At 65.3% G+C, this 25239-nt stretch carries 20 protein-coding genes; 16 read left to right on the plus strand and 4 right to left on the minus strand.

Translation table 11 applies throughout. The features are described 5' to 3' along the window. The first annotated feature begins 287 nt into the window (after positions 1 to 287). Complete coding sequence (locus ACVWY1_RS11335; RefSeq protein ID WP_102684649.1) at positions 288 to 1070, plus strand: outer membrane protein OmpK; 783 nt, start codon at positions 288 to 290, stop codon at positions 1068 to 1070. Between the two features lie 67 nt (positions 1071 to 1137). Here the strand turns inward: ACVWY1_RS11335 and ACVWY1_RS11340 are convergent, their stop codons facing one another. Beyond that, positions 1138 to 2052 carry a DUF808 domain-containing protein gene (locus ACVWY1_RS11340; protein ID WP_102684648.1) on the minus strand — a complete coding sequence of 305 codons (915 nt, stop codon included), beginning with the start codon at positions 2050 to 2052 and terminating at the stop codon, positions 1138 to 1140. A 132-nt stretch (positions 2053 to 2184) separates the two neighbouring features. On the opposite strand from ACVWY1_RS11340, the gene ACVWY1_RS11345 reads away from it, so the two are divergent. Then, positions 2185 to 2796, plus strand: coding sequence for a TetR/AcrR family transcriptional regulator (locus ACVWY1_RS11345; protein WP_028692838.1), 612 nt, complete (start codon positions 2185 to 2187; stop codon positions 2794 to 2796). Between the two features lie 141 nt (positions 2797 to 2937). Here the strand turns inward: ACVWY1_RS11345 and ACVWY1_RS11350 are convergent, their stop codons facing one another. Next, positions 2938 to 3378: a GlcG/HbpS family heme-binding protein gene (locus tag ACVWY1_RS11350; protein WP_139672567.1), complete on the minus strand. Its 441-nt coding sequence runs from the start codon at positions 3376 to 3378 to the stop codon at positions 2938 to 2940. Positions 3379 to 3635: 257 nt separating this feature from the next. Between ACVWY1_RS11350 and gcl the strand changes: the two genes are divergently transcribed. From gcl to ACVWY1_RS11390, 8 genes are all read left to right on the plus strand, one after another. Further along, positions 3636 to 5411, plus strand: a complete 1776-nt coding sequence (gene gcl / locus ACVWY1_RS11355; protein WP_457378287.1) for a glyoxylate carboligase — start codon at positions 3636 to 3638, stop codon at positions 5409 to 5411. A 54-nt stretch (positions 5412 to 5465) separates the two neighbouring features. Beyond that, a complete protein-coding gene (gene hyi / locus ACVWY1_RS11360) occupies positions 5466 to 6248 on the plus strand; it encodes a hydroxypyruvate isomerase (protein ID WP_046856495.1) in 783 nt (260 codons plus the stop codon). 176 nt (positions 6249 to 6424) lie between these two features. After that, positions 6425 to 7318 carry a 2-hydroxy-3-oxopropionate reductase gene (locus ACVWY1_RS11365; protein WP_023631172.1) on the plus strand — a complete coding sequence of 298 codons (894 nt, stop codon included), beginning with the start codon at positions 6425 to 6427 and terminating at the stop codon, positions 7316 to 7318. 247 nt (positions 7319 to 7565) lie between these two features. Further along, positions 7566 to 8840, plus strand: a complete 1275-nt coding sequence (locus ACVWY1_RS11370) for a glycerate kinase type-2 family protein (RefSeq protein ID WP_139672571.1) — start codon at positions 7566 to 7568, stop codon at positions 8838 to 8840. After that, the gene (gene pyk / locus ACVWY1_RS11375; RefSeq protein WP_102683545.1) at positions 8837 to 10252 is read left to right on the plus strand and encodes a pyruvate kinase; all 1416 of its coding nucleotides are present in this window, start codon (positions 8837 to 8839) and stop codon (positions 10250 to 10252) included. The genes ACVWY1_RS11370 and pyk overlap by 4 nt, the downstream gene beginning before the upstream one ends. A 128-nt stretch (positions 10253 to 10380) precedes the next feature. Beyond that, positions 10381 to 11256, plus strand: coding sequence for an urea transporter (locus ACVWY1_RS11380; RefSeq protein WP_102683546.1), 876 nt, complete (start codon positions 10381 to 10383; stop codon positions 11254 to 11256). A gap of 45 nt (positions 11257 to 11301) precedes the next feature. Next, positions 11302 to 12123: an ion transporter gene (locus ACVWY1_RS11385; RefSeq protein ID WP_457378288.1), complete on the plus strand. Its 822-nt coding sequence runs from the start codon at positions 11302 to 11304 to the stop codon at positions 12121 to 12123. Between the two features lie 201 nt (positions 12124 to 12324). After that, positions 12325 to 13323 (plus strand): sulfate ABC transporter substrate-binding protein, encoded by a 999-nt coding sequence (locus ACVWY1_RS11390; RefSeq protein WP_102683548.1) that lies wholly within the window; start codon positions 12325 to 12327, stop codon positions 13321 to 13323. 199 nt (positions 13324 to 13522) lie between these two features. On the opposite strand, the gene ACVWY1_RS11395 is transcribed toward ACVWY1_RS11390, so the two are convergent. Further along, positions 13523 to 14449, minus strand: a complete 927-nt coding sequence (locus ACVWY1_RS11395) for a class I SAM-dependent methyltransferase (protein WP_102683602.1) — start codon at positions 14447 to 14449, stop codon at positions 13523 to 13525. A 161-nt stretch (positions 14450 to 14610) separates the two neighbouring features. Between ACVWY1_RS11395 and ACVWY1_RS11400 the strand changes: the two genes are divergently transcribed. The 4 genes from ACVWY1_RS11400 (at position 14611) to ACVWY1_RS11415 (ending at position 20924) form a co-directional block, all read left to right on the plus strand. After that, positions 14611 to 15264, plus strand: coding sequence for a DsbA family oxidoreductase (locus ACVWY1_RS11400; protein ID WP_046856501.1), 654 nt, complete (start codon positions 14611 to 14613; stop codon positions 15262 to 15264). Next, positions 15261 to 16364, plus strand: a complete 1104-nt coding sequence (locus tag ACVWY1_RS11405) for an efflux RND transporter periplasmic adaptor subunit (protein ID WP_457378289.1) — start codon at positions 15261 to 15263, stop codon at positions 16362 to 16364. Before ACVWY1_RS11400 ends, ACVWY1_RS11405 begins: the two co-directional genes overlap by 4 nt. 36 nt (positions 16365 to 16400) lie before the next feature. Further along, positions 16401 to 19478 (plus strand): MexW/MexI family multidrug efflux RND transporter permease subunit, encoded by a 3078-nt coding sequence (locus ACVWY1_RS11410; protein WP_457378290.1) that lies wholly within the window; start codon positions 16401 to 16403, stop codon positions 19476 to 19478. Between the two features lie 78 nt (positions 19479 to 19556). Then, complete coding sequence (locus tag ACVWY1_RS11415; protein ID WP_198754911.1) at positions 19557 to 20924, plus strand: TolC family outer membrane protein; 1368 nt, start codon at positions 19557 to 19559, stop codon at positions 20922 to 20924. Positions 20925 to 21743: 819 nt separating this feature from the next. On the opposite strand, the gene ACVWY1_RS11420 is transcribed toward ACVWY1_RS11415, so the two are convergent. Next, complete coding sequence (locus ACVWY1_RS11420) at positions 21744 to 22646, minus strand: LysR family transcriptional regulator (protein ID WP_263158532.1); 903 nt, start codon at positions 22644 to 22646, stop codon at positions 21744 to 21746. 583 nt (positions 22647 to 23229) lie between these two features. On the opposite strand from ACVWY1_RS11420, the gene ACVWY1_RS11425 reads away from it, so the two are divergent. Then, entirely contained in the window at positions 23230 to 24417 is a 1188-nt protein-coding gene (locus ACVWY1_RS11425; RefSeq protein WP_110704543.1) for a hydroxymethylglutaryl-CoA synthase, read from the plus strand. 5 nt (positions 24418 to 24422) lie between these two features. Then, positions 24423 to 25205 carry an enoyl-CoA hydratase-related protein gene (locus ACVWY1_RS11430; RefSeq protein WP_046856508.1) on the plus strand — a complete coding sequence of 261 codons (783 nt, stop codon included), beginning with the start codon at positions 24423 to 24425 and terminating at the stop codon, positions 25203 to 25205. Positions 25206 to 25239: the final 34 nt, after the last annotated feature.

Raw genomic sequence — 25239 nt, forward strand, 5'->3', positions numbered from 1 at the left:
CGCAAGTGAGTAATCTGCGCGCCCCCTCGATCGGGGCGGGAAGGATCCCGCCCGCGTTTGCTGACCGCCCAGTCAATGTTTCCGGGCGGTTGGCCAACGTGTTGCCAGCGTGAAATACCTATTTCATCCGTTCAGAAAGACGTCGAGCAGGATGGTTGTGCCCAACGTGGAAAAGTTGGCGCAGCTCTTGCCAAACAGCTGTGGCCAATTGAAAAAAGCTGACCCAAAAGACAAGAACAGCGCCCGAGCGCTGACAACAGATCCAACTCAAGGGAGCGACACACGCAATGCGTACCATCAATAGCCTGATCCTCGCCGGCGGCCTGCTGGCCTGCGGCGCCAGCCAAGCCGGTGACCTGCTGCAATGGCAGAACAACAGCCTGACCTACCTGTGGGGCAAGAACTTCAAGGTCAACCCCGAGACCCAGCAGACGGTCACCTTCGAGCACGCCGATGCGTGGAAGTACGGCGACAACTTCTTCTTCTTCGACAAGATCTTCTACCAGGGCAAGAAGGACGCCAGTAACGGCCCGAACACCTACTACGGCGAGTTCAGCCCACGCCTGTCGTTCGGCAAGATCTTCGACCAGAAGCTCGAGTTCGGCCCGGTCAAGGACGTGCTGCTGGCCATGACCTACGAGTTCGGCGAGGGTGACACCGAGTCCTACCTGATCGGCCCCGGCTTCGACCTGGCGATCCCAGGCTTCGACTACTTCCAGCTGAACTTCTACCAGCGCACCACCGACGGCAGCCGCCCAGGCGACAACGTCTGGCAGATCACCCCGGTGTGGTCCTACACCATCCCTGTGGGTTCGTCCGACATTCTCATCGACGGCTTCATGGACTGGGTGGTGGACAACGACGAGAACCGTCGCGGCACCTACCAGGCGAACCTGCACTTCAACCCGCAGGTCAAGTACGACCTGGGCAAAGCGCTGCACCTGGGCGAGAAGCAGTTGTACGTGGGTATCGAGTACGACTACTGGAAGAACAAGTACGGCATCAAGGACAGCGATGCCTTCACTACCGATCAGAACACCATGAGCTTCCTGGTGAAAGTGCACTTCTGATCACACAGCGCTCAGGCTCTGTCTGACGTGGGAGCGGGCTTGCCCCGCCCCCACGTCCCTGCGCTACTCAGTGAGCAGGGCGCAGCGCCTGCCACAGCTTGCCGACGACGCTCACCACCGCCAGCACCACAGCCCCCGCAATCACCCCCGCCACACCATTGAGCAGCGCCCCGGTCAACGCCCCGCCGCGCCCGTCGGCGAACGCCTCGATGGCGTGATGCAGCGGCGCGATGCCATGCACCAGGATCCCGCCACCGACCAGGAACATCGCCGCGGTGCCGATCACCGACAGGCTCTTCATCATGTACGGCGCGGCGCGCAGGATGCCGTTGCCCACCGCCTGGCTCAGCGCCGAGGCTTTCTTGGTCATCCACAGCCCCAGGTCGTCGAGCTTGACGATGCCTGCCACCAGGCCATACACCCCCAGGGTCATGACGATGGCGATCCCCGACAGCACGATGATCTGCTGGCTCAGCGGCGCATCGGCCACGGTGCCCAGGGTGATGGCGATGATCTCGGCGGAGAGGATGAAGTCGGTGCGCACCGCGCCCTTGATCTTGCTCTTTTCAAAGGCCACCAGGTCGACCTGCTCGTCCGCCACGGCCGCCTTGCGCGCCTCGTGCTGCGCGTCGTCCTCGGCCTTGCTGTGCAGGAACTTGTGCGCCAGCTTCTCGAAGCCCTCGAAGCACAGGTAGGCGCCACCAACCATCAGCAGCGGAATCACCGCCCAGGGAATGAACGCGCTGATCAGCAACGCCGCCGGCACCAGAATCGCCTTGTTCACCAGCGAGCCCTTGGCCACCGCCCACACCACCGGGATCTCGCGTTCGGCGCGCACGCCGGTGACCTGCTGGGCGTTGAGCGCCAGGTCGTCGCCCAGTACCCCGGCGGTCTTCTTCGCCGCGACCTTGGTCATCAACGAGACATCGTCGAGTACCGTGGCGATATCGTCGATCAGTACCAGTAAGCTGCTTCCTGCCATGTCAAAATGTTTCCAGTAGGTTCGAATGGCCGGGATTCTAGCCCAAAGACGCTGCCTTGAGCGCCCGTCCGAGCGGGTGCTACCATGCCGGACCCCTCTTGGAGGGGCCAGACCCGAGGAAGATTCCCGACAATGAGCACCATTCGCGAGCGCAACAAGGAACTGATCCTGCGCGCAGCCAGTGAAGAATTCGCCGACAAGGGCTTCGCCGCCACCAAGACCAGCGATATCGCGGCCAAGGCCGGCCTGCCCAAGCCGAACGTGTACTACTACTTCAAGTCGAAGGAAAACCTCTACCGCGAGGTGCTCGAGAGCATCATCGCGCCGATCATGCAGGCCTCGACGCCGTTCAACGCCGACGGCGATCCGAAAGAAGTGCTCAGCGCGTACATCCGCTCGAAGATCCGCATCTCCCGCGACCTGCCCCACGCCTCCAAGGTGTTCGCCAGCGAGATCATGCATGGCGCGCCGCACCTGTCGCCGCGCCAGGTGGAGCAGCTCAACGAGCAGGCCCGGCACAACATCGAGTGCATCCAGCGCTGGATCGAGCGCGGCCAGATCGCCCACGTCGACCCGCACCACCTGATGTTCAGCATCTGGGCGGCGACGCAAACCTATGCGGATTTCGACTGGCAGATCGCCGTGGTGACCGGCAAGGCCAAGCTGGCCGACAGCGACTATGACGCGGCGGCCGAGACCATCATCCGCCTGGTGCTGAAGGGCTGCGAGCCCGAGGCAGCCTGACAGGGCCAATGGGGCTGCTGCGCAGCCCTTATCGCCGGCAAGCCGGCTCCCACAGGCCCTGCACAATTCCTGTGGGAGCCGGCTTGTCGTGGCGACGAACCGCGGCGATGGGCCGCACAGCGGCCCCAGAGAAACTGAACCTTAAGCCGCCACCCCGGCATCCGCCGTCAGCCCGACTTCCTCAATTGCATTGATTGCGCACTGCTCGTCGATATCCGACGTATCCCCGCTGATCCCCACCGCCCCCAGCACCCTGCCCTCCTGGTCACGGATCAGCACGCCCCCTGGCACCGGCACCACCGGTCGCTCGCCGAGCCCGTTCAAAGCCGCGTAGAAGGCTGGGCGCTGCTGCGAGTCCAGCGCCAGCAGGCGCGAACCCTTGCCCAACGCCACCGCACCCCAGGCCTTGCCAATGGCCACCTCGGGGCGCAGCAGGCTGGCGCCGTCCTCGCGCTGCAACGCCAGCAGATGCCCGCCGGCGTCGAGCACCGCCACGGTCAAGGGCGCAGCGTTGATCTTGCGGCCTGCGGCCAACGCGGCATTTACCACGCCCACGGCCTGTTTGAGGGTCAATGCGTTCATGAAAAGGTCCTCTTCTTGTTGTGAGAAGCCCTGAGGGCAGTTGAAAACCAATAGACACGATAGAACACAACAAAGACACTGTTTGTATACAATTTTCTGATCTAATGTCTCTAACTGCGACGAAATGCCGCCCTTTTTCGCCATGACCAGCAAGTCAAACCCGCCGACGAAAATGGATTGACCTTTTGCGCCGACCATGAATACACTCTTACGCAACGCAAGTTGTATACAATTACAAAATCGATGAGGCACAAACCATGAGCAAAATGAGAGCAATCGATGCAGCCGTTCTGGTCATGCGCCGTGAAGGTGTAGATACCGCGTTCGGCATTCCCGGCGCCGCGATCAACCCGCTGTACTCGGCCCTGAAGAAAGTCGGTGGCATCGATCACGTCCTCGCTCGCCACGTCGAAGGCGCCTCGCACATGGCCGAGGGCTACACCCGCGCCAACCCGGGCAACATCGGCGTGTGCATCGGCACCTCCGGCCCCGCCGGCACCGACATGGTCACCGGCCTGTACAGCGCCTCGGCCGACTCCATCCCGATCCTCTGCATCACCGGCCAAGCCCCGCGTGCCCGCCTGCACAAGGAAGACTTCCAGGCCGTCGACATCACCAGCATCGTCAAGCCGGTGACCAAGTGGGCGACCACCGTGCTGGAGCCGGGCCAGGTGCCTTACGCATTCCAGAAGGCCTTCTACGAAATGCGCACCGGCCGCCCAGGCCCCGTGCTGATCGACCTGCCGTTCGACGTGCAGATGGCCGAGATCGAGTTCGACATCGATGCCTACGAGCCACTGGCGATCAGCAAGCCAGCCGCCACCCGCGTCCAGGCTGAAAAAGCCCTGGCCCTGCTCAATGACGCCGAGCGCCCGCTGCTGGTAGCTGGCGGCGGCATCATCAACGCCGACGCCAGCGACAAGCTGGTCGAGTTCGCCGAGCTGACCGGCGTCCCGGTAGTGCCAACCCTGATGGGCTGGGGCACCATCCCGGACGATCACGAATTGATGGTCGGCATGGTCGGCCTGCAGACCTCGCACCGCTACGGCAACGCGACGATGCTCAAGTCCGACCTGGTGTTCGGCATCGGCAACCGCTGGGCCAACCGCCATACCGGCTCCGTCGACGTCTACACCGAAGGCCGCAAGTTCGTGCACGTGGACATCGAACCGACCCAGATCGGCCGAGTGTTCACTCCAGATTTGGGTATCGTCTCGGACGCCGGCAAGGCCCTGGACGTGTTCCTCGAAGTGGCCCGCGAATGGAAAGCCACCGGCAAGCTCAAGTGCCGCAAGGCCTGGCTGGAAGACTGCCAGGAACGCAAGGCTACCCTGCAGCGCAAGACCAACTTCGACAACGTCCCGGTCAAGCCGCAGCGCGTGTACCAGGAAATGAACGAAGTGTTCGGCAAGGACACCACCTACGTCAGCACCATCGGCCTGTCGCAGATCGCCGGCGCGCAGTTCCTGCACGTGTACAAGCCACGCCACTGGATCAACTGCGGCCAGGCCGGCCCGCTGGGCTGGACCATCCCTGCCGCGCTGGGTGTCGTCAAGGCCAACCCGAAACGCAAGGTGGTCGCGCTGTCCGGTGACTACGACTTCCAGTTCATGATCGAAGAGCTGGCGGTGGGCGCGCAGTTCAACCTGCCGTACGTCCACGTGCTGGTGAACAACGCCTACCTCGGCCTGATCCGCCAGGCGCAGCGTGGTTTCGACATGGATTACTGTGTACAACTGGCGTTCGAGAACATCAATTCCACCGACGCCGCCACCTACGGTGTCGACCACGTCGCCGTGGTCGAGGGCCTGGGCTGCAAGGCCATCCGCGTGTTCCAACCGGCCGAGATCGCCCCTGCCCTGCTCAAGGCGCAGAAGATGGCCGAAGAGTTCCGCGTGCCGGTGGTGGTCGAAGTGATTCTCGAGCGTGTGACCAACATTTCCATGGGCACCGAGATCAACGCGGTCAACGAGTTCGAAGACCTCGCCCTGGTCGGCAACGACGCGCCGACCGCCATCTCGCTGCTGGACTGATCGCCTGACGCCCCCGCGCCGCGCGCGGGGGCAATCAACGCAAGGAGACGACTTATGCCTCGCTTCGCCGCCAACCTGTCCATGCTGTTCACCGAACAGGACTTCCTGGCTCGCTTCAAGGCCGCCGCCGACGCTGGTTTCAGCGGCGTCGAATACCTCTTCCCGTACGATTTCAGCGCCGCCGAGATCAAGCAGCAGCTCGACGCCCATGGCCTGACCCAGGTGCTGTTCAACCTGCCCGCGGGCGACTGGTCGAAAGGTGAGCGTGGCATCACCTGCCACCCCGACCGCGTCGAAGAGTTCCGCGCCGGTGTCGACAAGGCCATCGAGTACGCCAAGGTGCTGGGCAACACCCAGGTCAATGCCCTGGCCGGCATCCGCCCGCAAGGCCCGGACTGCGCCACCGTGCGCAAGACCTTCGTGGAAAACCTGCGCTACGCCGCCGACAAGCTCAAGGCCGCCGGCATCCGCCTGGTCATGGAAATGATCAACACCCGCGACATCCCGGGCTTCTACCTGAATACCACGAAACAGGCCCTGGAAATCCAGGCCGAGGTGGGCAGCGACAACCTGTTCCTGCAGTACGACATCTACCACATGCAGATCATGGAAGGTGACCTGGCGCGCACCCTGGAAACCAACCTCAAGCTGATCAACCACGTGCAGCTGGCCGACAACCCGGGCCGCCACGAGCCGGGCACCGGCGAGATCAACTACCGCTTCCTGTTCGAGCACCTGGACCGCATCGGCTACCAGGGCTGGGTGGGCGCGGAGTACAAGCCCAAGACCACCACCGAAGCCGGCCTGGGCTGGCTCAAAACTCACAACGCTATCTAAGGATTCGCTCGAAGGGGCTGCCCTGATTGGCCCCTGTGGGAGCTGGCTTGCCAGCGATAGCGTCAACACGGCCAACATCGTTTGCATATCGATCGCAATCGCTGGCAAGCCAGCTCCCACAAGGTTCGCACCGCCTGCTCCATCGAGATTCAACAATTACAACGAGGTAATCTCTCATGGCTAAAATCGGTTTCATCGGCACCGGCATCATGGGCAACCCCATGGCCCAGAACCTGCAAAAAGCAGGTCACAGCATCTTCGTTTCGACCCACCACGACGCAGCTCCGGCCAACCTGATCGCCGCTGGCGGCGTGGCCCTGGCCAACCCGAAGGAAGTGGCCCAGGAAGCTGAATTCATCATCGTCATGGTGCCCGACACCCCACAGGTCGAAAGCGTGCTGTTCGGTGAAAACGGCGTCGCCGAAGGCGTGGGCCCGAACAAGGTGGTGATCGACATGAGCTCGATCTCGCCTACCGCCACCAAAGCCTTCGCCGAGAAGATCAAGGCCACCGGCGCCGCCTACCTGGACGCCCCGGTGTCCGGCGGCGAAGTCGGCGCCAAGGCCGCGACCCTGAGCATCATGGTCGGCGGTTGCCCGAAAGCCTTCGAGCGCGCCCTGCCGCTGTTCGAAGCCATGGGCAAGAACATCACCCGCGTCGGCGGCAACGGCGATGGCCAGACCGCCAAGGTGGCCAACCAGATCATCGTCGCCCTGAACATCCAGGCCGTTGCCGAAGCCCTGCTGTTCGCCGCCAAGAACGGCGCCGACCCGGCCAAGGTGCGCGAGGCGCTGATGGGCGGCTTCGCATCGTCGAAGATCCTCGAAGTGCACGCCGAGCGCATGATCAAAGGCACCTTCGACCCAGGCTTCCGCATCAACCTGCACCAGAAGGACCTCAACCTGGCCCTGCAAGGCGCCAAGGAGCTGGGCATCAACCTGCCCAACACCTCCAATGCCCAGCAAGTGTTCAACACCTGCCAGGCCCTGGGCGGCGGCAACTGGGACCACTCGGCGCTGATCAAGGGCCTGGAGCACATGGCCAACTTCTCGATCCGCGACGACAAGTGATTTGAATCCGGGGGCTGCTGCGCAGCCCTTTCGCCGGCAAGCCGGCTCCCACAGGGACCGCACCGTCCTATGATCCAGCGCTGTACCTGTGGGAGCCGGCTTGCCGGCGATGAATCCAACACCGTTCTCCTGCAACCACAGGTCGAAGGGTGACCCCGAGCAACACCCGCCCCTGGTTCGGCCTGCACGGAGGCAGTTCCAGGGGCGTTTTCGATTTTGCAGAACAACAAGAATCTGGGAGCCTGCCATGTCGGTCGATCCACAAAAATTCCTGCGCGAGCTGTTCGACACAGCCATCGCCGCCGCCCACCCCCGTCAGGTCCTCGAACCCCACCTGCCCGCCGACCGTAGCGGCCGGGTCATCGTCATCGGCGCCGGCAAGGCCGCCGCCGCCATGGCTGAAGTGGTCGAGAAAAGCTGGCAAGGCGAGGTCTCGGGCCTGGTCGTGACCCGCTACGGCCACGGCGCCAGCTGCCAGAAGATCGAGGTGGTCGAAGCCGCCCACCCGGTCCCCGATGCCGCCGGCCTGGCCGTGGCCAAGCGCGTGCTCGCGCTGGTCAGCAACCTCAGCGAAGACGACCGCGTCATCTTCCTGCTCTCCGGCGGCGGTTCCGCCCTGCTGGCCTTGCCCGCCGAAGGCCTGACCCTGGCCGACAAGCAGCAGATCAACAAGGCCCTGCTGAAGTCCGGCGCCACCATCGGCGAGATGAACTGCGTGCGCAAGCACCTCTCGGCGATCAAGGGCGGGCGCCTGGCCAAGGCCTGCTGGCCGGCCACCGTCTACACCTACGCGATTTCCGATGTACCGGGCGACCTGGCCACAGTCATCGCCTCCGGCCCCACCGTGGCCGACCCGAGCACCTCGGCCGATGCCCTGGCGATCCTCAAGCGCTACAACATCGAAGCGCCCAAGGCCGTCATCGACTGGCTCAACAACCCGGCCTCGGAAACCGTCAAGGCCGACGATCCGACGCTGGCGCGCAGCCACTTCCAGCTGATCGCCCGCCCCCAGCAGTCGCTCGAGGCCGCCGCGGTGAAAGCCCGCCAGGCCGGTTTCAGCCCGCTGATCCTCGGTGACCTGGAAGGCGAGTCGCGCGAGGTGGCCAAGGTGCATGCCGGCATCGCCCGCCAGGTCGTCCTGCACGGCCAGCCGCTGAAGGCACCCTGCGTGATCCTCTCCGGCGGCGAGACCACCGTCACCGTGCGCGGCAATGGCCGTGGCGGGCGCAACGCCGAGTTCCTGCTCAGCCTTACCGAAAGCCTCAAGGGCCTGCCGGGGGTGTACGCATTGGCCGGCGATACCGACGGCATCGACGGCTCCGAGGACAACGCCGGCGCCTTCATGACCCCGGACAGCCACGCCCGCGCCGAGGCCCTGGGCCTGTCGGCCAGCGATGAGCTGGACAACAACAACGGCTATGGCTACTTCGCCGCGCTCGACGCGCTGATCGTCACCGAGCCGACCCGCACCAACGTCAACGACTTCCGCGCCATCCTGATCCTCGAGACCGACCCCTCATGACGCCTGATAAAAAAGTAAAAATCCTCGCCACCCTCGGGCCTGCGATCAAGGGCATCGACGACATCCGCCAGCTGGTCGAGGCCGGGGTGAACATCTTCCGCCTCAACTTCAGCCACGGCGAACACGCCGACCACGCCCTGCGCTACCAGTGGATCCGCGAAGTCGAGCAGCAGCTCAACTACCCGCTGGGCATCCTCATGGACCTGCAGGGGCCGAAGCTGCGCGTCGGCCGCTTTGCCGACGGCAAGGTACAACTGCAACGCGGCCAGGCCCTGCGCCTGGACCTGGACAAGACCCCGGGGGACAGCCGCCGCGTGAACCTGCCACACCCGGAGATCATCGCCGCGCTGGAGCCCGGCATGGACCTGCTGCTCGATGACGGCAAGCTGCGCCTGCGCGTCACCGCCAAGCACAGCGACGCCATCGACACCGAAGTGCTGGCCGGCGGCGAGCTGTCCGACCGCAAGGGCGTCAACGTGCCGCAAGCCGTGCTCGAGCTCTCCCCGCTCACCGAAAAGGACCGCCGCGACCTCACCTTCGGCCTCGAGCTGGGCGTGGACTGGGTGGCCCTGTCGTTCGTGCAGCGCCCGCAGGACATCCTCGAAGCACGCGAGCTGATCGGCGACCGCGCCTACCTGATGGCCAAGATCGAGAAGCCTTCGGCGGTCGAGCAGTTGCAGGCCATCGCCGAGCTGTCCGACGCGATCATGGTCGCCCGTGGCGACCTGGGCGTGGAAGTGCCGGCCGAGAGCGTGCCGCAGATCCAGAAAAGCATCATCAATACCTGCCGCCAGCTGGGCAAGCCGGTGGTGGTGGCCACGCAGATGCTCGAATCCATGCGCTTCTCCCCGGCCCCGACTCGCGCCGAAGTCACCGACGTGGCCAATGCCGTGGCCGAAGGCGCCGACGCGGTGATGCTGTCGGCCGAGACCGCCTCGGGCGACTACCCGCTGGAGGCCGTACAGATGATGAGCAAGATCATCCGCCAGGTAGAGAACGGCCCGGACTACCAGGCCCAGCTCGACGTTGGCCGGCCCAAGGCCGAAGCCACGGTGTCCGATGCCATCAGCTGCGCGATCCGCCGCATCAGCGGCATCCTGCCGGTGGCGGTGCTGGTCAACTACAGCGAGTCGGGGAACTCCACCCTGCGCGCCGCCCGCGAGCGGCCACGGGCGCCGATCCTCAACCTGACGCCGAACCTGAACACCGCCCGCCGCCTGAGCGTGGCCTGGGGCGTGCACTCGGTGGTCAACGACCGCCTGCGCCAGGTCGACGAGGTGGTCTCCACGGCGCTGGAAATCGCCCAGGCCCAAGGCATGGCCAGCCGTGGCGACACGCTGCTGATCACCGCCGGTGTGCCTTTCGGCAAGCCGGGTTCGACTAATACGCTGCGGATCGAGACGCTGGTGTAACAACCTGCACGACTCCTGTGGGAGCGGCGGTGCGCCGCTCCCACGAGACGTGCTAGCAACCCATGACATCGCGGAAAACCGAGGCCCGAAGAGGCCCACCGCTCCCCCACTCACCTTACCGACTGCCCATGTACACCAAGAATTTCGTCAACCCGTGCCCCGACTGGGCCACGGCCTTGCTCAACGGCTTCAGCCAGGTGCTGCTGCTGCGCAACCCCCTGTGCGGCCTGTGCTGCCTGCTGGCCATCCTGCTGACCGCGCCGAACCTGGTCGGCGGCGCCCTGCTCGGCGCCCTGGCCGGCCTGCTCACCGCCCAGCGCCGCGGCTACGACCGCGCCGACCGCCAGGCCGGGCTGTACTGCTACAACGGCGTGCTGATCGGCATCCTGATCAGCGCCGTATTGCCCTGGTCGGCAATCCTGCCACCGCTGATCATCGCCGCCGGCGGCCTGTCGAGCATGCTCACCCACCAATGGCGCAAGCGCGGCGGCAAGCTGCTGATCGCCTACACCGCGCCATTCGTGCTGCTGGGCTGGGCCGCGTTGCTGCTGACCGAGCCTTCGGCCAACGGCTATGTCGAAGCGGATCCGGTGTATGCCCTGCTGCGCGGCGTGGGGCAGATCTTTTTGCTCGACAAGCCCATGGCCGGCCTGCTGATCGTCATCGGCATGTACTTCGCCAACCCGTATGCCGCCACTTGGGCGTTGATCGGCTCGGCCATCGGCGGTGGTGTCGCGCTGCTGGCTGGAGAAACGCAGGCCGCGTGGCTGGGGCTGTATGGCTTCAACGCCGCCCTGGCGGCCCTGGCCTTCAGTCGCCAGGGTGAGAAACCCTGGATGACCTTGCTCGCCATCGCCTGCGCCCTGCTGCTGCAGCCGCTGTTCAACCTGCTGCCGATTTCCGGGCTGACCGCGCCTTTTGTGACCGCGTGCTGGCTGATGCACCTGGGCAACCACCTGGTCCAGGTCAACCAGCGCCGCAACGCACCCCGCTTGCACAGCTGATACCCAGCCCCTAGGCTCTGCCCATCCACCTATTGGAACGAGCCCATGGACAACCCTGCGAGCCTGCGCGAGCGGCTCTACGTCATCGTCTTCCAGACCGACACCACGGCTGGCAGACGCTTCGACAAGATTCTCCTGCTGATCATCCTCGCCAGCCTGGTGACGGTGATCCTCGACAGCATCGACGACGTTCACCAGAACTACGCCGGGCTGCTGGCCGGGATCGAGTGGGGCTTCACCGCGATCTTCCTCGCCGAATACATCACCCGCCTGTACTGCTCGCCCAAGCCACTGCGCTATGCCTTCAGCTTCTACGGGCTGGTCGACCTGCTGGCGATCGTGCCGGGGATCATCGCCCTGTACTACAGCGACGCCCAGTACCTGCTGATCATCCGCGTGGTGCGCATGCTGCGGATCTTCCGCGTGCTCAAGCTCAGCCCCTACCTCAAGCAGGCCCACTACCTGCTGGCGGCGCTGCAGGGCAGCAAGCAGAAAATCATCGTGTTCCTGGTCAGCGTGTCGACCCTGGTGACCGTGTTCGGCACATTGATGTACGTGATCGAAGGGCCGGAGCATGGCTTCACCAGCATCCCCAAGGGCATCTACTGGGCCATCGTCACCCTCACCACCGTGGGCTTCGGCGATATCGTGCCGACTACGCCGCTAGGGCAGGTGCTGTCCTCGCTGGTGATGATCACCGGTTACTCGATCATCGCCGTGCCCACCGGGATCTTCACCGCCGAACTGGCCAATGCCATGCGCGGCGAACAGTTGCAGCATGACTGCCCGACCTGTGCCAAGCACCACCACGAGCATGGCGCGGCGTTCTGTTCGCGCTGTGGCAATGCGTTGTTTCCCAAGCGTTGAGGTTGACGGTGCTGAGGCCATCGCGGCTGAAGCCGCTCCTACAGGTCCTGCGCAAAGTTGTAGGAGCGGCTTCAGCCGCGATAGGCCGGCACTGACAACGACATAACCAAAGACCGTTTTGTTCTTTATCCCACGCAAAGCCACCCGCTATAGTCGCTGGCAAAGCGCCAACCCTTTGAACCAGAACAAGGAATGCCCCCAGTGAAAAAACTCTTCAGCGCCTCGCTGCTCGCCGCGGGCCTGGCCCTGGGCAACCTCGCCCAGGCCGCCCCTACCCTGCTCAACGTGTCGTACGACGTGATGCGCGACTTCTACAAGGACTACAACCCGGCGTTCCAGAAGCACTGGGAGAAGGAGCACAACGAGAAGGTCAACCTGCAGATGTCTTTCGGCGGCTCGAGCAAGCAGGCGCGCGCGGTGATCGATGGCCTGCCGGCCGACGTGATCACCATGAACATGGCCACCGACATCAATGCCCTGGCCGACAACGGCAAGCTGGTGCCGGACAACTGGGTAACGCGCCTGCCGAACAACAGCGCGCCGTTCACCTCGGCCACCGTGTTCATCGTGCGCAAAGGCAACCCCAAGGCGCTGAAGGACTGGCCCGACCTGCTGAAGGACGGCGTGCAGGTGATCGTGCCCAACCCGAAGACATCGGGTAACGGCCGCTACACCTACCTCTCGGCCTGGGGCTACGTGCTCAAGCAGGGCGGTGACGAAAGCAAGGCCCGCGACTTCGTCGGCAAGCTGTTCAAGCAGGCCCCGGTACTGGACACCGGTGGCCGCGCCGCCACCACCACCTTCATGACCAACCAGATCGGCGATGTGCTGGTGACCTTCGAGAACGAAGCCGAGATGATCGCCCGCGAGTTCGGCCGCGACCAGTTCGAAGTGGTCTACCCGAGCGTGTCGGCCGAAGCCGAGCCGCCGGTGAGCGTGGTCGACAAGGTGGTGGCCAAGAAAGGTACCCAGGCCGTGGCCGAGGAATACCTGAAGTACCTGTGGTCGCCGGAGGCCCAGGAGATCGCCGCGAACAACTACCTGCGTCCGCGTGACGCCACTGTGCTGGCCAAGTACACCGACCGTTTCCCGAAAGTCGACTTCCTGTCGGTGGAGAAGACCTTCGGTGACTGGCGCACCGTGCAGAAGACCCACTTCAATGACGGTGGCGTGTTCGACCAGATCTATACCAGCCATTGATCACTGACCTGTACCGGCCTATCGCCGGCAAGCCGGCTCCCACACCGACCGCGCAAACCTCAACCCTTGCGCTATCCCTGTGGGAGCTGGCTTGCCAGCGATGAGGCCACTACAAACAACACAAGACAGTTGCTCCGACTGGGAACGCGATCTCCTGTGGGAGCCGGCTTGCCGGCGATAGGCCGGTAAGGGCTACTGATCACCCCTGGCGAAACACCAGCGCCTTCAGCCCACCCTCCGGATCCGCATCGGGAAACTCCGGCGGATTCTCCAGCCGCTCGACGAACGCCAGCCCCGGCGCCTGCTCGGCCATCCCCTCGATGAGAAACTGCGGCCCGATCCCCGGATCGTTGACGCAGGCCAATACCGTGCCGCCTTCAGTCAACAACTCCGGCAAACGCCGAAGGATCTTGGCGTAGTCCTGGGTCAGCACGAAGCTGCCGCGCTGGAAGGTCGGCGGATCGATGATGATCAGGTCGTACGGCCCGTACTTGCGCACCTTGCCCCACGACTTGAACAGCTCATGCCCCAGGTATGCGACCCGCGAGGCGTCATGGCCATTGAGCCGGTGATTGTCGCGGCCCCGGGACAGCGCCGACTTGGCCATGTCCAGGTTGACCACCTGCTCGGCGCCGCCGGCAATCGCGGCCACCGAGAAACCACAGGTATAGGCGAACAGGTTGAGCACGCGCTTGCCGCCCGCCTGCTCGCGCACCCAGCGCCGGCCGTAGCGCATGTCGAGGAACAGGCCGTTGTTCTGTCGCACGCCCAGGTCGAGCAGGTACTTCAGGCCATCCTCGACCACCTCGCGCTGCTGGCACGGCGCGCCCCACAGCCACTGCCCAGGGCTGTCGGGCAGGTAGCGGTGCTGCAGCAGGATGGCCTGGCCGCTCCACTGCGGGCGCTCGGCCAACGCCATCAGCATTGCTTCAAGCTCGGCCAGCTGGCCCTCGGGCGGCTCGCGGAACAGCGCCACCAGCAACACGCCGTCGAGCCAGTCGACGGTGATCTGTTCAAGCCCCGGCCAGCAGCGGCCACGGCCATGGAACAGGCGGCGAGTCTCCTGGGGGGCAGGGTCGAGGGCGGCGAGCAGGTGCTGCTCGAGGGTGGCAATGGCTGGGCTCATGTCGGCTACGGTCAGGCAAAAGCGCCATTCTACCCGCTCGCGGCCGGGCCGGGCGGCCATCGATGAAGGGGATGAGAGGGTTTGCGGCACTTTTGTCGCTTTTTTCTTGCCGGGGCGCTGTGGATAGTGCGGCCATCCCTCCCTGAAACCGGATCACTGCCATGTCACCCCTGAAAGTCGAATTCTTCCACGATGTCGTCTGCGGCTGGTGCTTCGTCCTCGCCCCGCGCCTGAAGCAGTTGCAGGACGAACTGAACCTGGACGTGCAGCACCGCAGCTTCATCCTGCAGACCAGCCGCGAGGCGATGGTCGAGCGCTTCGGCTCGATGCCCAAGGCCAAAGAGACCATCCTCAGCCACTGGCTGTCGTGCTCGCGTGCCGAGGACGTCAAGCGCATCAACATCGAAGCCATGCGTCAGCAGGACTTCGAGTACCCCACCGGCCTGCTCGCGGGCCTGGCCTGCCAGACCGCCAAGGCCCTGGGCGGCAACGAAGGCCACGAGCGTATGTTCGACCGCCTGCAGGAAGCCCACCTGGTGCAGGCCCGCAACATCGGTGACCGCGCCACCGTGCTGGCGGTGGCCGCCGAAGCCGGTTTCGACCCGCAGGCCTTCGCCACGGCATTCGACCAGCAGGCCCCGCAGATGCTCGAGGAAGAACTGGCCCAGGGCCGGCGCCTGGGCATCAGTTCGGTGCCCAGCCTGGTGATCGACGGCCGCTACCTGGTCCCCGGCGCGCTGAGCCTCGAGCAACTGCGCCAGACCTTCATCCAGGTCCGTGCCAACCAGAACCAGGCACAAGGAGCCGCCCAATGAAAAACCGTTACTGGATCGCCGCCGGCACTTCCCTGTCGCTGCTGGCCATGGCCCTGCTGCCCGCCCCGGCGGTAGTGGCCAACGACGCCCCCGCCGCCCAGGCCAACGCCACCCCGGTGGCAATCGCCCGCGTGCAGTCGGGCCCGATGCCGCAGGTGCTCAGCGCCGTCGGCACCCTGGAGGCGGTACACCAGGTCAATGTCTCGCCCGAGGTCGGCGGGCGTATCACCGCGCTGGAGTTCACCGCCGGCAAGGCCGTGGCCGCAGGCCAGGTGCTGGTCAAGCTCAACGACGCGCCCGAACGCGGCGAGCTGGCCAAGCTGCAGGCCCAGGCCAAGAACGCCAAGCTGGCCCTGGAGCGCACGCGCAAGGTGCTGCCGCTGGCCTCCACCCAGGCCCAGCTGGATCAGGCCCAGGCCAACTACGACCAGCTGCTCGGCGAGATCGCCCAGGTCCAGGCGCAGATCGCGCAGAAGACCATCCGCGCCCCGTTCGCCGGCGTGCTGGGTATCCGCAAGGTCAACCTCGGCCAGTACGTCAGCCCCGGCGACAGCCTGGTAACCCTCACCGAGCTGTCGCGCCTGCACGTCAACTTCCCGCTGCCCGAGCAGTCCGCCGCCGCCCTGCAGGCGGGCCAAGCCATCACCCTCAAGGTCGACGCCTGGCCGCAGCAGCGCTTTGTCGCCGCGGTCACCACCCTGGAGCCGCAGATCGACCCGGGCGCCCGCTCCATGCTGGTGCAGGCAACCCTCGACAACCCCGGCCAGCAACTCAAGCCGGGCATGTTCGCCAACGTCAGCATCGAGCTGCCGAGCCACGCCGATGTGCTGAGCGTGCCGGAGACGGCGATCAGCTACAGCGCCTACGGCAACTCGCTGTACGTGCTGCGCGAGAAGGACGGCGCCCTGCGCGTGGAGCAGGTGTTCGTCAGGCTCGGCGCGCGCCGCGACGATCGCGTGGTGGTGCTCGACGCGCTGACCCCGGGCGACCGCGTGGTGGTCTCGGGGCAGATCCGCCTGAGCAACGGCATGCCGGTGCGGGTCACCGATGACACCCTGGCCGCCAGCACCCCGCGCAAGCCGGACCTGGCCCAGCAGTAATGGGTTTGCGTGCCACTGAAAAGGACCTGTAGCACCATGAAATTCACCGACCTGTTCATCCGCCGCCCGGTACTGACCCTGGTGGTCTGCGCGATGATCGTCATGCTTGGCCTGTTGGCGCTGCTGAACCTGCCGATCCGCCAGTACCCGCAGCTGGAAAGCGCGACCATCACCATCACCACCGAATACCCCGGCGCCCGCTCGCAGCTGATGCAGGGCTTCGTCACCCAGCCCATCTCGCAGGCCGTGGCCTCGGTCGACGGCGTCGACTACCTGAGCTCGACCTCGACCCAGGGCAAGAGCGTCATCAGCGTGCGCCTGAAGCTCAATGCCGACTCCAACAAGGCCCTCACCGAGATCATGGCCGCCGTCAACCAGGTCAAGTACCGCCTGCCCGAAGGCGCCTACGACTCGGTGGTGGCCAAGTCTTCCGGCGAAGGCACGGCGGTGATCTACGTCGGCTTCTCGAGCAAGGACATCGGCCTGCCGGCGATCACCGACTACATCTCCCGCGTGGTGCAGCCGCGCCTGGCGGCCATCGACGGCGTGGCCGAGGCGCAGATCCTCGGCGGCCAGAAACTGGCCATGCGCCTGTGGCTGGACCCGGCGCGCATGGCCGCGCGCAACCTGTCGGCCAGCGACGTGGCCGAGGCCATCCGCCAGAACAACTTCCAGGCCGCCCCCGGGCAGACCAAGGGCCAGTACGTCTCGGCCAACATCAACATCAACACCGACCTGACCAGCGTCGACCAGTTCCGCCAGATGGTGGTGCGCCGCGACGGCGACACGCTGATCCGCCTGAGCGACATCGGCACCGCCGAGCTCGGCGCCACCTCCTACGACACCAGCGGCATCATGGACGGCGAGCCTGCGGTGTTCATCGGCCTGCACGCCACCCCCGCCGGCAACCCGCTGACCATCGTCGGCTCAGTGCAGGAAATGATGCCGCAGATCCGCGAGACCATGCCGCCGGGCATGACCGCCAACATCGTGTTCGAGGTGGCGCGTTTCATCCAGGCGTCCATCGACGAGGTGGTCAAGACCCTGGTCGAGGCCGTGGTGATCGTCGCCGTGGTGATCTTCCTGTTCCTCGGCTCGCTGCGCAGCGTGCTGATCCCGCTGGTGACCATCCCACTGTCGCTGATCGGCGCGGCGGCGATCATGAGCCTCTTTGGGTTCAGCATCAACCTGCTGACCCTGCTGTCGATGGTCCTGGCCATCGGCCTGGTGGTGGACGACGCCATCGTCGTGGTGGAGAACGTGCACCGGCATATCGAGGAAGGCAAGTCGCCGTTGCAGGCAGCCTTGGTCGGCGCCCGCGAGATCGCCGGCCCGGTGATCGCCATGACCCTGACCCTGGCCGCGGTGTACGCCCCCATCGGCCTGATGGGCGGGCTGACCGGCGCGCTGTTCAAGGAGTTCGCCTTCACCCTCGCCGGCGCCGTGGTGGTGTCCGGCGTGGTGGCGCTGACCCTGTCGCCGGTGATGAGCGCCTTCCTGCTCAACCGCCAGGCCAGCGAAGGGCCGATGGCGCGTGGCGCCGAGCGCTTCTTCCACTGGCTGGGCAAGGGCTATGGCCGTTTGCTTGACGTGTCCCTGCACCACCGCTGGCTGACCCTGGCGATTGCCGCGGCGGTGTTCGTCAGCCTGCCGATCCTCTACCTCGGCGCCCAGCGCGAACTGGCGCCGGTCGAGGACCAGGCCCAGGTGCTGGCGGTGGCCAAGGCCCCGCAGTACGCCAACATCGATTACACCCAGATGTACGCGCACCGCATGGACCGCCTGTTCGCCACCTTCCCGGAAACCGACATCACCTGGGTGGTCAACGGCAACGACGGCCCGCGCACCGCGTTCGGCGGCGCCAACCTGAGCACCTGGGAAAAGCGCCAGCGCAGCGCCGACCAGCTGCAGGCCGAGATCCAGAAAGCCGTGGGCGAAATCGAGGGCGTGGCCATCTTCGCCTTCCAGCTGCCGCCGCTACCCGGCTCCACCGGCGGCCTGCCGGTGCAGATGGTGATCCAGAGCTCCCAGGACCACCGCGTGGTGTTCGACGCCATGGACAAGATCAAGCAGGCGGCCATGGCCAGCGGCCTGTTCGCCGTGGTCGACAGCGACCTGGACTTCAACAGCCCGCTGGTCAACATCAACATCGACCGCAGCAAGGCCAACGACCTGGGCATCAGCATGCAGGCCATCGGCGACGCCCTGGCGGTGCTGGTGGGCGAGAACTACGTCAACCGCTTCGCCCTCGACGGCCGCTCCTACGACGTGATCCCGCAGGTGGCACGGGCCCAGCGCCTGTCGGCCGAGATGCTGGTCGGCCAGTACGTCAAGGCCGCCAACGGCGCCCAGGTGCCGCTGTCGACCCTGGTCAGCTTCGACATGTCGATCGAGCCCAACAAGCTGACCCAGTTCAACCAGCTCAACTCGGCCACCCTGCAGGCGGTGCCGGCGCCGGGCGTGAGCATCGGCGACGCGGTGCAGTTCCTCGCCGCCCAGGCCGATGCCCTGCCCACCGGCTTCAGCCATGACTGGCTGTCGGATGCCCGCCAGTTCGTCCAGGAAGGCAGCGCCCTGGTGGTGACGTTCATCTTCGCCATCCTGGTCATCTACCTGGTGCTGGCGGCGCAGTTCGAAAGCCTGCGCGACCCGTTGGTGATCCTGGTCAGCGTGCCGATGTCGGTGTGCGGCGCGCTGATCCCGCTGTACCTGGGCTATGCCACGGTGAACATCTACACGCAAATCGGCCTGGTGACCCTGGTCGGCCTGATCAGCAAGCACGGCATCCTCATGGTCGAGTTCGCCAACGAGCTGCAGCAGGCCGACCAGCTCGACCGCCGCACGGCCATCGAACGCGCCGCGCAGATCCGTCTGCGGCCGATCCTGATGACCACCGCGGCCATGGTCGTGGGCCTGGTGCCATTGCTGCTGGCCAGCGGTGCCGGCGCCCACAGCCGCTTCAGCCTGGGCCTGGTGATCGTCATCGGCATGCTGGTCGGTACGCTGTTCACCCTGTTCATCCTGCCCACCGTGTACTCGCTGCTGGCCAAGGACCACCGTGCCAGCGAAGACCCACGCCTGCAGGAACTGGCCGCCTACACCCAGCCGGCCTGACCCCTTAGCCCGCCCTCCCCTGTGGCAGCCATGACCGGCTGCCCCTGGGAGCGGCCGGCCCGAATAAAGAGAAACGACATGCTACGTAAGACCCTTCTGCCCCTGCTGCTGCTGGCGCCCCTGGCCCAGGCCGTTGCCGCCGACCGTGCGACGCTGATGTCGGTGTACGCCCAGGTGGTCGAGCACAACAGCGACATGGCCGCCGCCCGCGAGAACTACCTGGCCCGCCGCGAGGCCGTGCCCCTGGCCCGCGCCCGCCTGCTGCCGCAGGTGGCCCTGGATGCCGAGGCCGGCGACGTGCGTAGCGACCGCCGCCAGGTCGAGCAACGCAGCGGCAGCCTGTACCGCCTGAGCCTCGACCAACCGCTGTTCGACCTCAGCCGCTGGTTCGACTACAAGGCCGCGCAGTCCGAGAACGAACAGGCCGAACTGGACTTCTCGGCATTCCAGCAGCAGCTGATCCTCGACACCGCCAGCAGCTACTTCGACACCCTGCTGGCCGAGGACAACCTGGCCACCGCCAAGGCCGAGCTGCGCGCCTTCGACCGCCAGCTGCAACAGACCCGGCTGAGCTACGACGCCGGCCTGTCCGACCAGAACGACATGCTCTCGGCCCAGGCCAGCTTCGACCGCGCCAGCGCCAACCTGATCGACAGCCAGCGCCGCAGCGAGGACGCCTACCAGGCACTGATGCGCCTGACCGGCCAGGCCCAGCCGGCATTGGCCGGGATCCGTCACAGCCTGCCGGTGCAGGCGCCGGTGCCCGAGCGCGCCGAGGCCTGGGTCGAACAGGCCATGGCGCAGAACCTGCGCCTGCGCGCCAGCCAGGCCGCCGTCAGCCAGGCCGGCCAGACCCTGCGCAGCAGCAAGGCCGATCACCTGCCGACCTTCAACCTGGCCATGGGCTACGCCGAGGGCGACAGCGACCTGATGGACTCCAGCGCGCACTTCGGCCAGCGCCCCGGCAACCAGCGCGACAGCTCGGTGATGGTGCAGATGAAGCTGCCGCTGTTCAGCGGCGGCGGCACCAGCGCGCGGGTGCGCCAGGCCACCCATGAGCTGGCGCGTACCGAGTACGGCCGCACCAGCCTCGAACGCGAGGTGCTGGAAGGGTCGCGCAACGCCTTCCGCGCGGTGGTCAGCGATGTCGAGCAGGTACGGGCGCGGCGCCAGAGCATCATCTCCAGCCAGGGCTCGTTGCGGGCCACCGAGGCGGGGTATGAGGTGGGCAGCCGCAACATCGTCGATATCCTAGATGCCCAGCGCGACCTGTACAATGCGGTGCGTGACTACAACGTCTCGCGCTATGCGTACATCGTCGACAGCCTGCGGCTCAAGCAGCAGGCCGGCAGCCTGAGCCCGGAAGACCTGCGCGAATTGGCGGGGTACCTGAAGCTGGATTACGAGCCGGAGCGGGATTTCCTGCCGAGTGATCTGCGGGGTTGACTGGAGGCACTGCCCATCTCGATCTTTCTCAACGAGCAGGTGGCCGCCGTACGCGGGGTGAGAAACCGACGCACTGAAGCCGGCCAGACCGAAGTCTGCCCGCGTACGGCAACCATGAAGCAATGACCTTGGCATCTCACAGGACAAAGGGTGGCAGTCGTGCACGGGGTGAGAAACCGAGGCGCAAGAGAAACTCGGCCAGACTGAAGTCTGCCCGGGCACGGCTGCCATAACTGGATTGCCGATAATTTACGCCTCGGGTTCTCACGCCCGGTCACCTGGTGTGGCGACCCCGTGAAGTTATCCGTGGGGTATTTCCCCGACAACGCAGCAGCTTCCGGCGAGCGCGTAGGATAGTTCCCAAGCTTTGCTGGCTGAAGCATTTGGTTTCAGGTTCGGAAATGTCTTACCTGGAAAATGAACAAGCATGGCCGGGCAAGACCCGGATTGCGAGCAAGCCCGCGATGGCGATCAAGAGTTCACCAAACAGCAACTAGCGATAGCTGCACCAGCCCAGGCGCCGCCCGTAACTTCGCGACTTCAGGAGGCCGAACGCAGGCCTTGCGGAGGGAGGTGACGGGCATGGATGCCCGTCAAGCGCTGCGCCCCAGGATGGGGCGTTCAGCGCGGTCCTCCCGGGAGCAAGGCCGGAGTGAGGGAACCCGGAGCGAAGCGGAGGGCCGGATGAATGGAGCAAGCATTTTTTGGTTCCTTTTTGATGCTTCAAAAAGGGACCCGCCGTAAGGGCGGAAAGGTGACTAAGCGTCGACATCACAAATGAATGCGCCTACATCCCTCGAAACCAGCCCCAACGATCCATCAAGCAACAACCGGCCGATACTCCCGACACCGCTCCCGCAGTATCTGCGCCAGCAACCGCACCTCGGGACTGTGCCGGTACTCCTCGGGATACCCCATGTACATCGGCACCTCCCGCTCCCGCTGATGCTGCAGGTTGACCCGCACCAACCGCCCTTGCGCCAACCCCTGCTGCACCCGGTGCTCCGGCAGCCAGGCAAAGCCCATCCCCCGCTCGACGAAGCTCTCGGCCGCCGCCAGGCTGCTCACCGTCCAGCGCTGCGAGGTCCCCAGCCAGCCGCTGTTCTGCGAATTGCGCGTGCCGGAATCGCGGATCACCACCTGCCGGTGGTTCTTCATGTCGTCCAGGCTCAACTCGCCCTGCGCCTCGCTGAGCGGGTGGCTGGCCCCCACCACGCAGATCAACGAGACATTCAGCAAGAACTCCTGCAGATACCCCGAGGGCAGGCTGCTGGCGATGCCCAGCTCGACCTTGCCGTCCTCGAGCAACTCGCGAGCCCCGGACAACGCCGTCTCGTACAAGCGGATACGGTGATCCTTGTACTCAAGGGCAAACTCCTGCAATGCCTGCTGCAGCAATTCGATGGGGAACAGCACATCCACCGCCAGCGCCTGCTCGGTGAACAACCCGGGCTGGTACTGGTTGGCCAGGTGCTCGAGCTTCTGCGCCGCGCCCAGCAGGTGCTTGGCCTGGGGCAATAGCGCCTTGCCCAGCGAGGTGAGCACGGCCTTGCGCCCTTCGATGATGAACAGCTCCTGGCCCAGGAGCATTTCCATGCGGTTGACCGAATGGCTGATCGCCGACTGCGACTTGTACATGTGCTCGCCGGCCTGCTGGAAACCGCCGCACTCGACCGTGCAGACGAACGCGCGCCACTGATCGAGACTGATCTTGGAAAACACCACTACCTCCTTGTGTGCCCGGAAACCGGGCGACGAATCCTTTGTCCTGCGGCGTTGTACCACAGCTGCCGCCAACACATGAAGACCGTGCCGTGATGCGCGCACTTTTTGTCACTATTCGCCCAGCCCGCTTCGTGCGACAACAACGTCCCGCACAGTGCCTGGCACTAATGGATGAATAATGGACAAGGAAGTCCCGACCATGCAGATATGCACAAGCGATACGGCATAAATATATAGCCGAAACAACAGGTCAATCAGGCGACAACACCGCCATAAAATTTTCATATTAAAACAATTGAAAATTTTAATTGCCCTATTGTTCGACAATCTGTTCATCACCCCTTTGCATAAGCCGCGTGGAATCACGGGGCGCACGCCTGCGCGCGATAAATAAAATGCAAACTTTCCGCACCCGGAAAACCATGAACAGGCGTCATCAATCCCATCTGAATTATTCGCTTTTTTTGGCAAAAGCTTCAGCCGCAATAATTAAATGGCCAGCAGGGACTGGCACCGGAACAACAAGACCGGTTGTGTATTTTGGGATTTTTTCAACAGTGAAAAATAATTGGGCATACACATGAAAATCGGCATTGATGATATTGGGCTGTCTGTACCGCAACACTTTTTCGCACTGGAAGAACTTGCCGAACGGCACGGTATCGACCCGCAGAAGTACCTGGTCGGCATCGGCCAGGAGTTCATGGCCGTGCCGGCCCCGGACGAAGACATCGTGACCCTGGCGGCCAACGCCGCCCTGCCGCTGCTCGATGACGCCACCCGCGCCTCGATCGCCACGGTGATCCTCGCCACCGAGAGCGGCATCGACCAGTCCAAGGCCGCCGGCCTGTTCGTCCACAGCCTGCTCGGCCTGCGCGCCGACTGCCGCGTGGTGGAGTTCAAGCAGGCCTGCTACGGCGCCACCGCCGGCTTGCAGATGGCCCGTGCGCTGGTCGCCCAGCGTCCTCACGAAAAGGTGCTGGTGATCGCCACCGACATCGCCCGCTACGAGCAGAACTCCGAGGGCGAATGCACCCAGGGCGCCGGCGCCGTGGCCATGATCGTGGCCGAGAACCCGCGCCTGCTGGAACTGCACCCGCACCAGGGCCGCTACAGCCTGGACGTCTCGGACTTCTGGCGGCCGAACCTGCGCAGCACCGCGCTGGTCGACGGCAAGCTGTCGATCGAGGTCTACCTGGAGTCGCTGCGCAACGCCTGGCAGAGCTACCGCGCCGACGGCGGCCTGGGCCTGGAGGACATGAGCTTCCTGTGCTTCCACCAGCCGTTCACCAAGATGGCGAAGAAGGCCTTCTCGGTGTTCGAGGCGATCGAACCCGAAGCAGCCAAGGCCCTGGGCGAGCAGGCCTACGCCACCAGCCAGCTGTACGGCAAGGCCATCGGCAACTGCTACACCGCCTCGCTGTACATCGCCCTGCTGTCGCTGCTGGACAACAGCGACGAGGACCTGACTGGGCGCAACATCGGCCTGTTCAGCTACGGTTCGGGCAGCGTCGGCGAGTTCTTCAGTGCCACCGTGGTGCCGGGCTACCAGGCCCATTCGCGGCGCAAGGCGCATGCGCGCATGCTGGCCAGCCGCACCCGCCTGGGCCATGAGCAGTACAGCGCCTGGTTCTACGGCGACAACCACCCGGCCGTCGCCGACTACAGCACGCCGTACGTCACCGGCGGCGCGTTCCGCTACGGCGGTTGCGAGGGCTATCGCCGTCAGTACGAGAGCACCGCCCTGTCCCTGAAGATGGCGAGCTGACGACCATGAGCGACGTGCTGCTGAGCTGGCCGCAACCTGCGGTCGCCTGCCTGACCCTGAACCGTCCGCATGCCGGCAACGCCCTCGACGAGGCCCTGCTCGGGGCCTTGCACGAGCAGTTGCAGGCCCTCGCCGAGCACCCCGGGCTGCGCGCCCTGGTGCTCGACGGCGCCGGCGAGCACCTGTGCACCGGGGCGGACCTGGAGTGGATGCGCCGCAGCCGCGAGTTCGACCATGCGCGCAACCTGGAGGACGCCAGCCTGCTGGCCAACGTCCTGCAGCGCCTGGACGACTTCCCGGTGCCGGTGCTGATGCTGGCCCGCGGCGCGGTGTTCGGCGGGGCCTTGGGCCTCTTGTGCTGCGCCGACCATGTGCTGGCCGCCGAGGATGCGCGTTTCTGCTTCAGCGAGGCGCGCCTGGGCCTGGCCCCGGCCTTGATCAGCCCCTACGTGGTGCGCGCCATGGGCGTGCGCCAGGCACGGCGCTACATGCTCTCGGCCGAGGTGTTCGGCACCGAGGACGCGCTGCGCCTGCAGCTGGTCCACCGCCTGGTGCCCGCCGCCGAGCTGGAGCAGGCCCGCGACCGCTGGCTGGCCACCCTGCTGCAGACCGGCCCCCAGGCCAGTCGCGAGATCAAGCAGATGCTGGCGCGCCTGGCAGGCCGCGACCACCTGCTCGACGAGCAGGGTTGCAACCTGCAGCTGATCGCCCGCCTGCGCACCTCCAGCGAGGGCCAGCACGGTCTTGCCGCCTTCTTCGAACGCAGCCGCCCCGACTGGGCGCAATGAACCCTGGGTGCGCGGACCACGAAGCCCGCGCCGT

This window comes from Pseudomonas sp. TE6288, assembly GCF_054062095.1.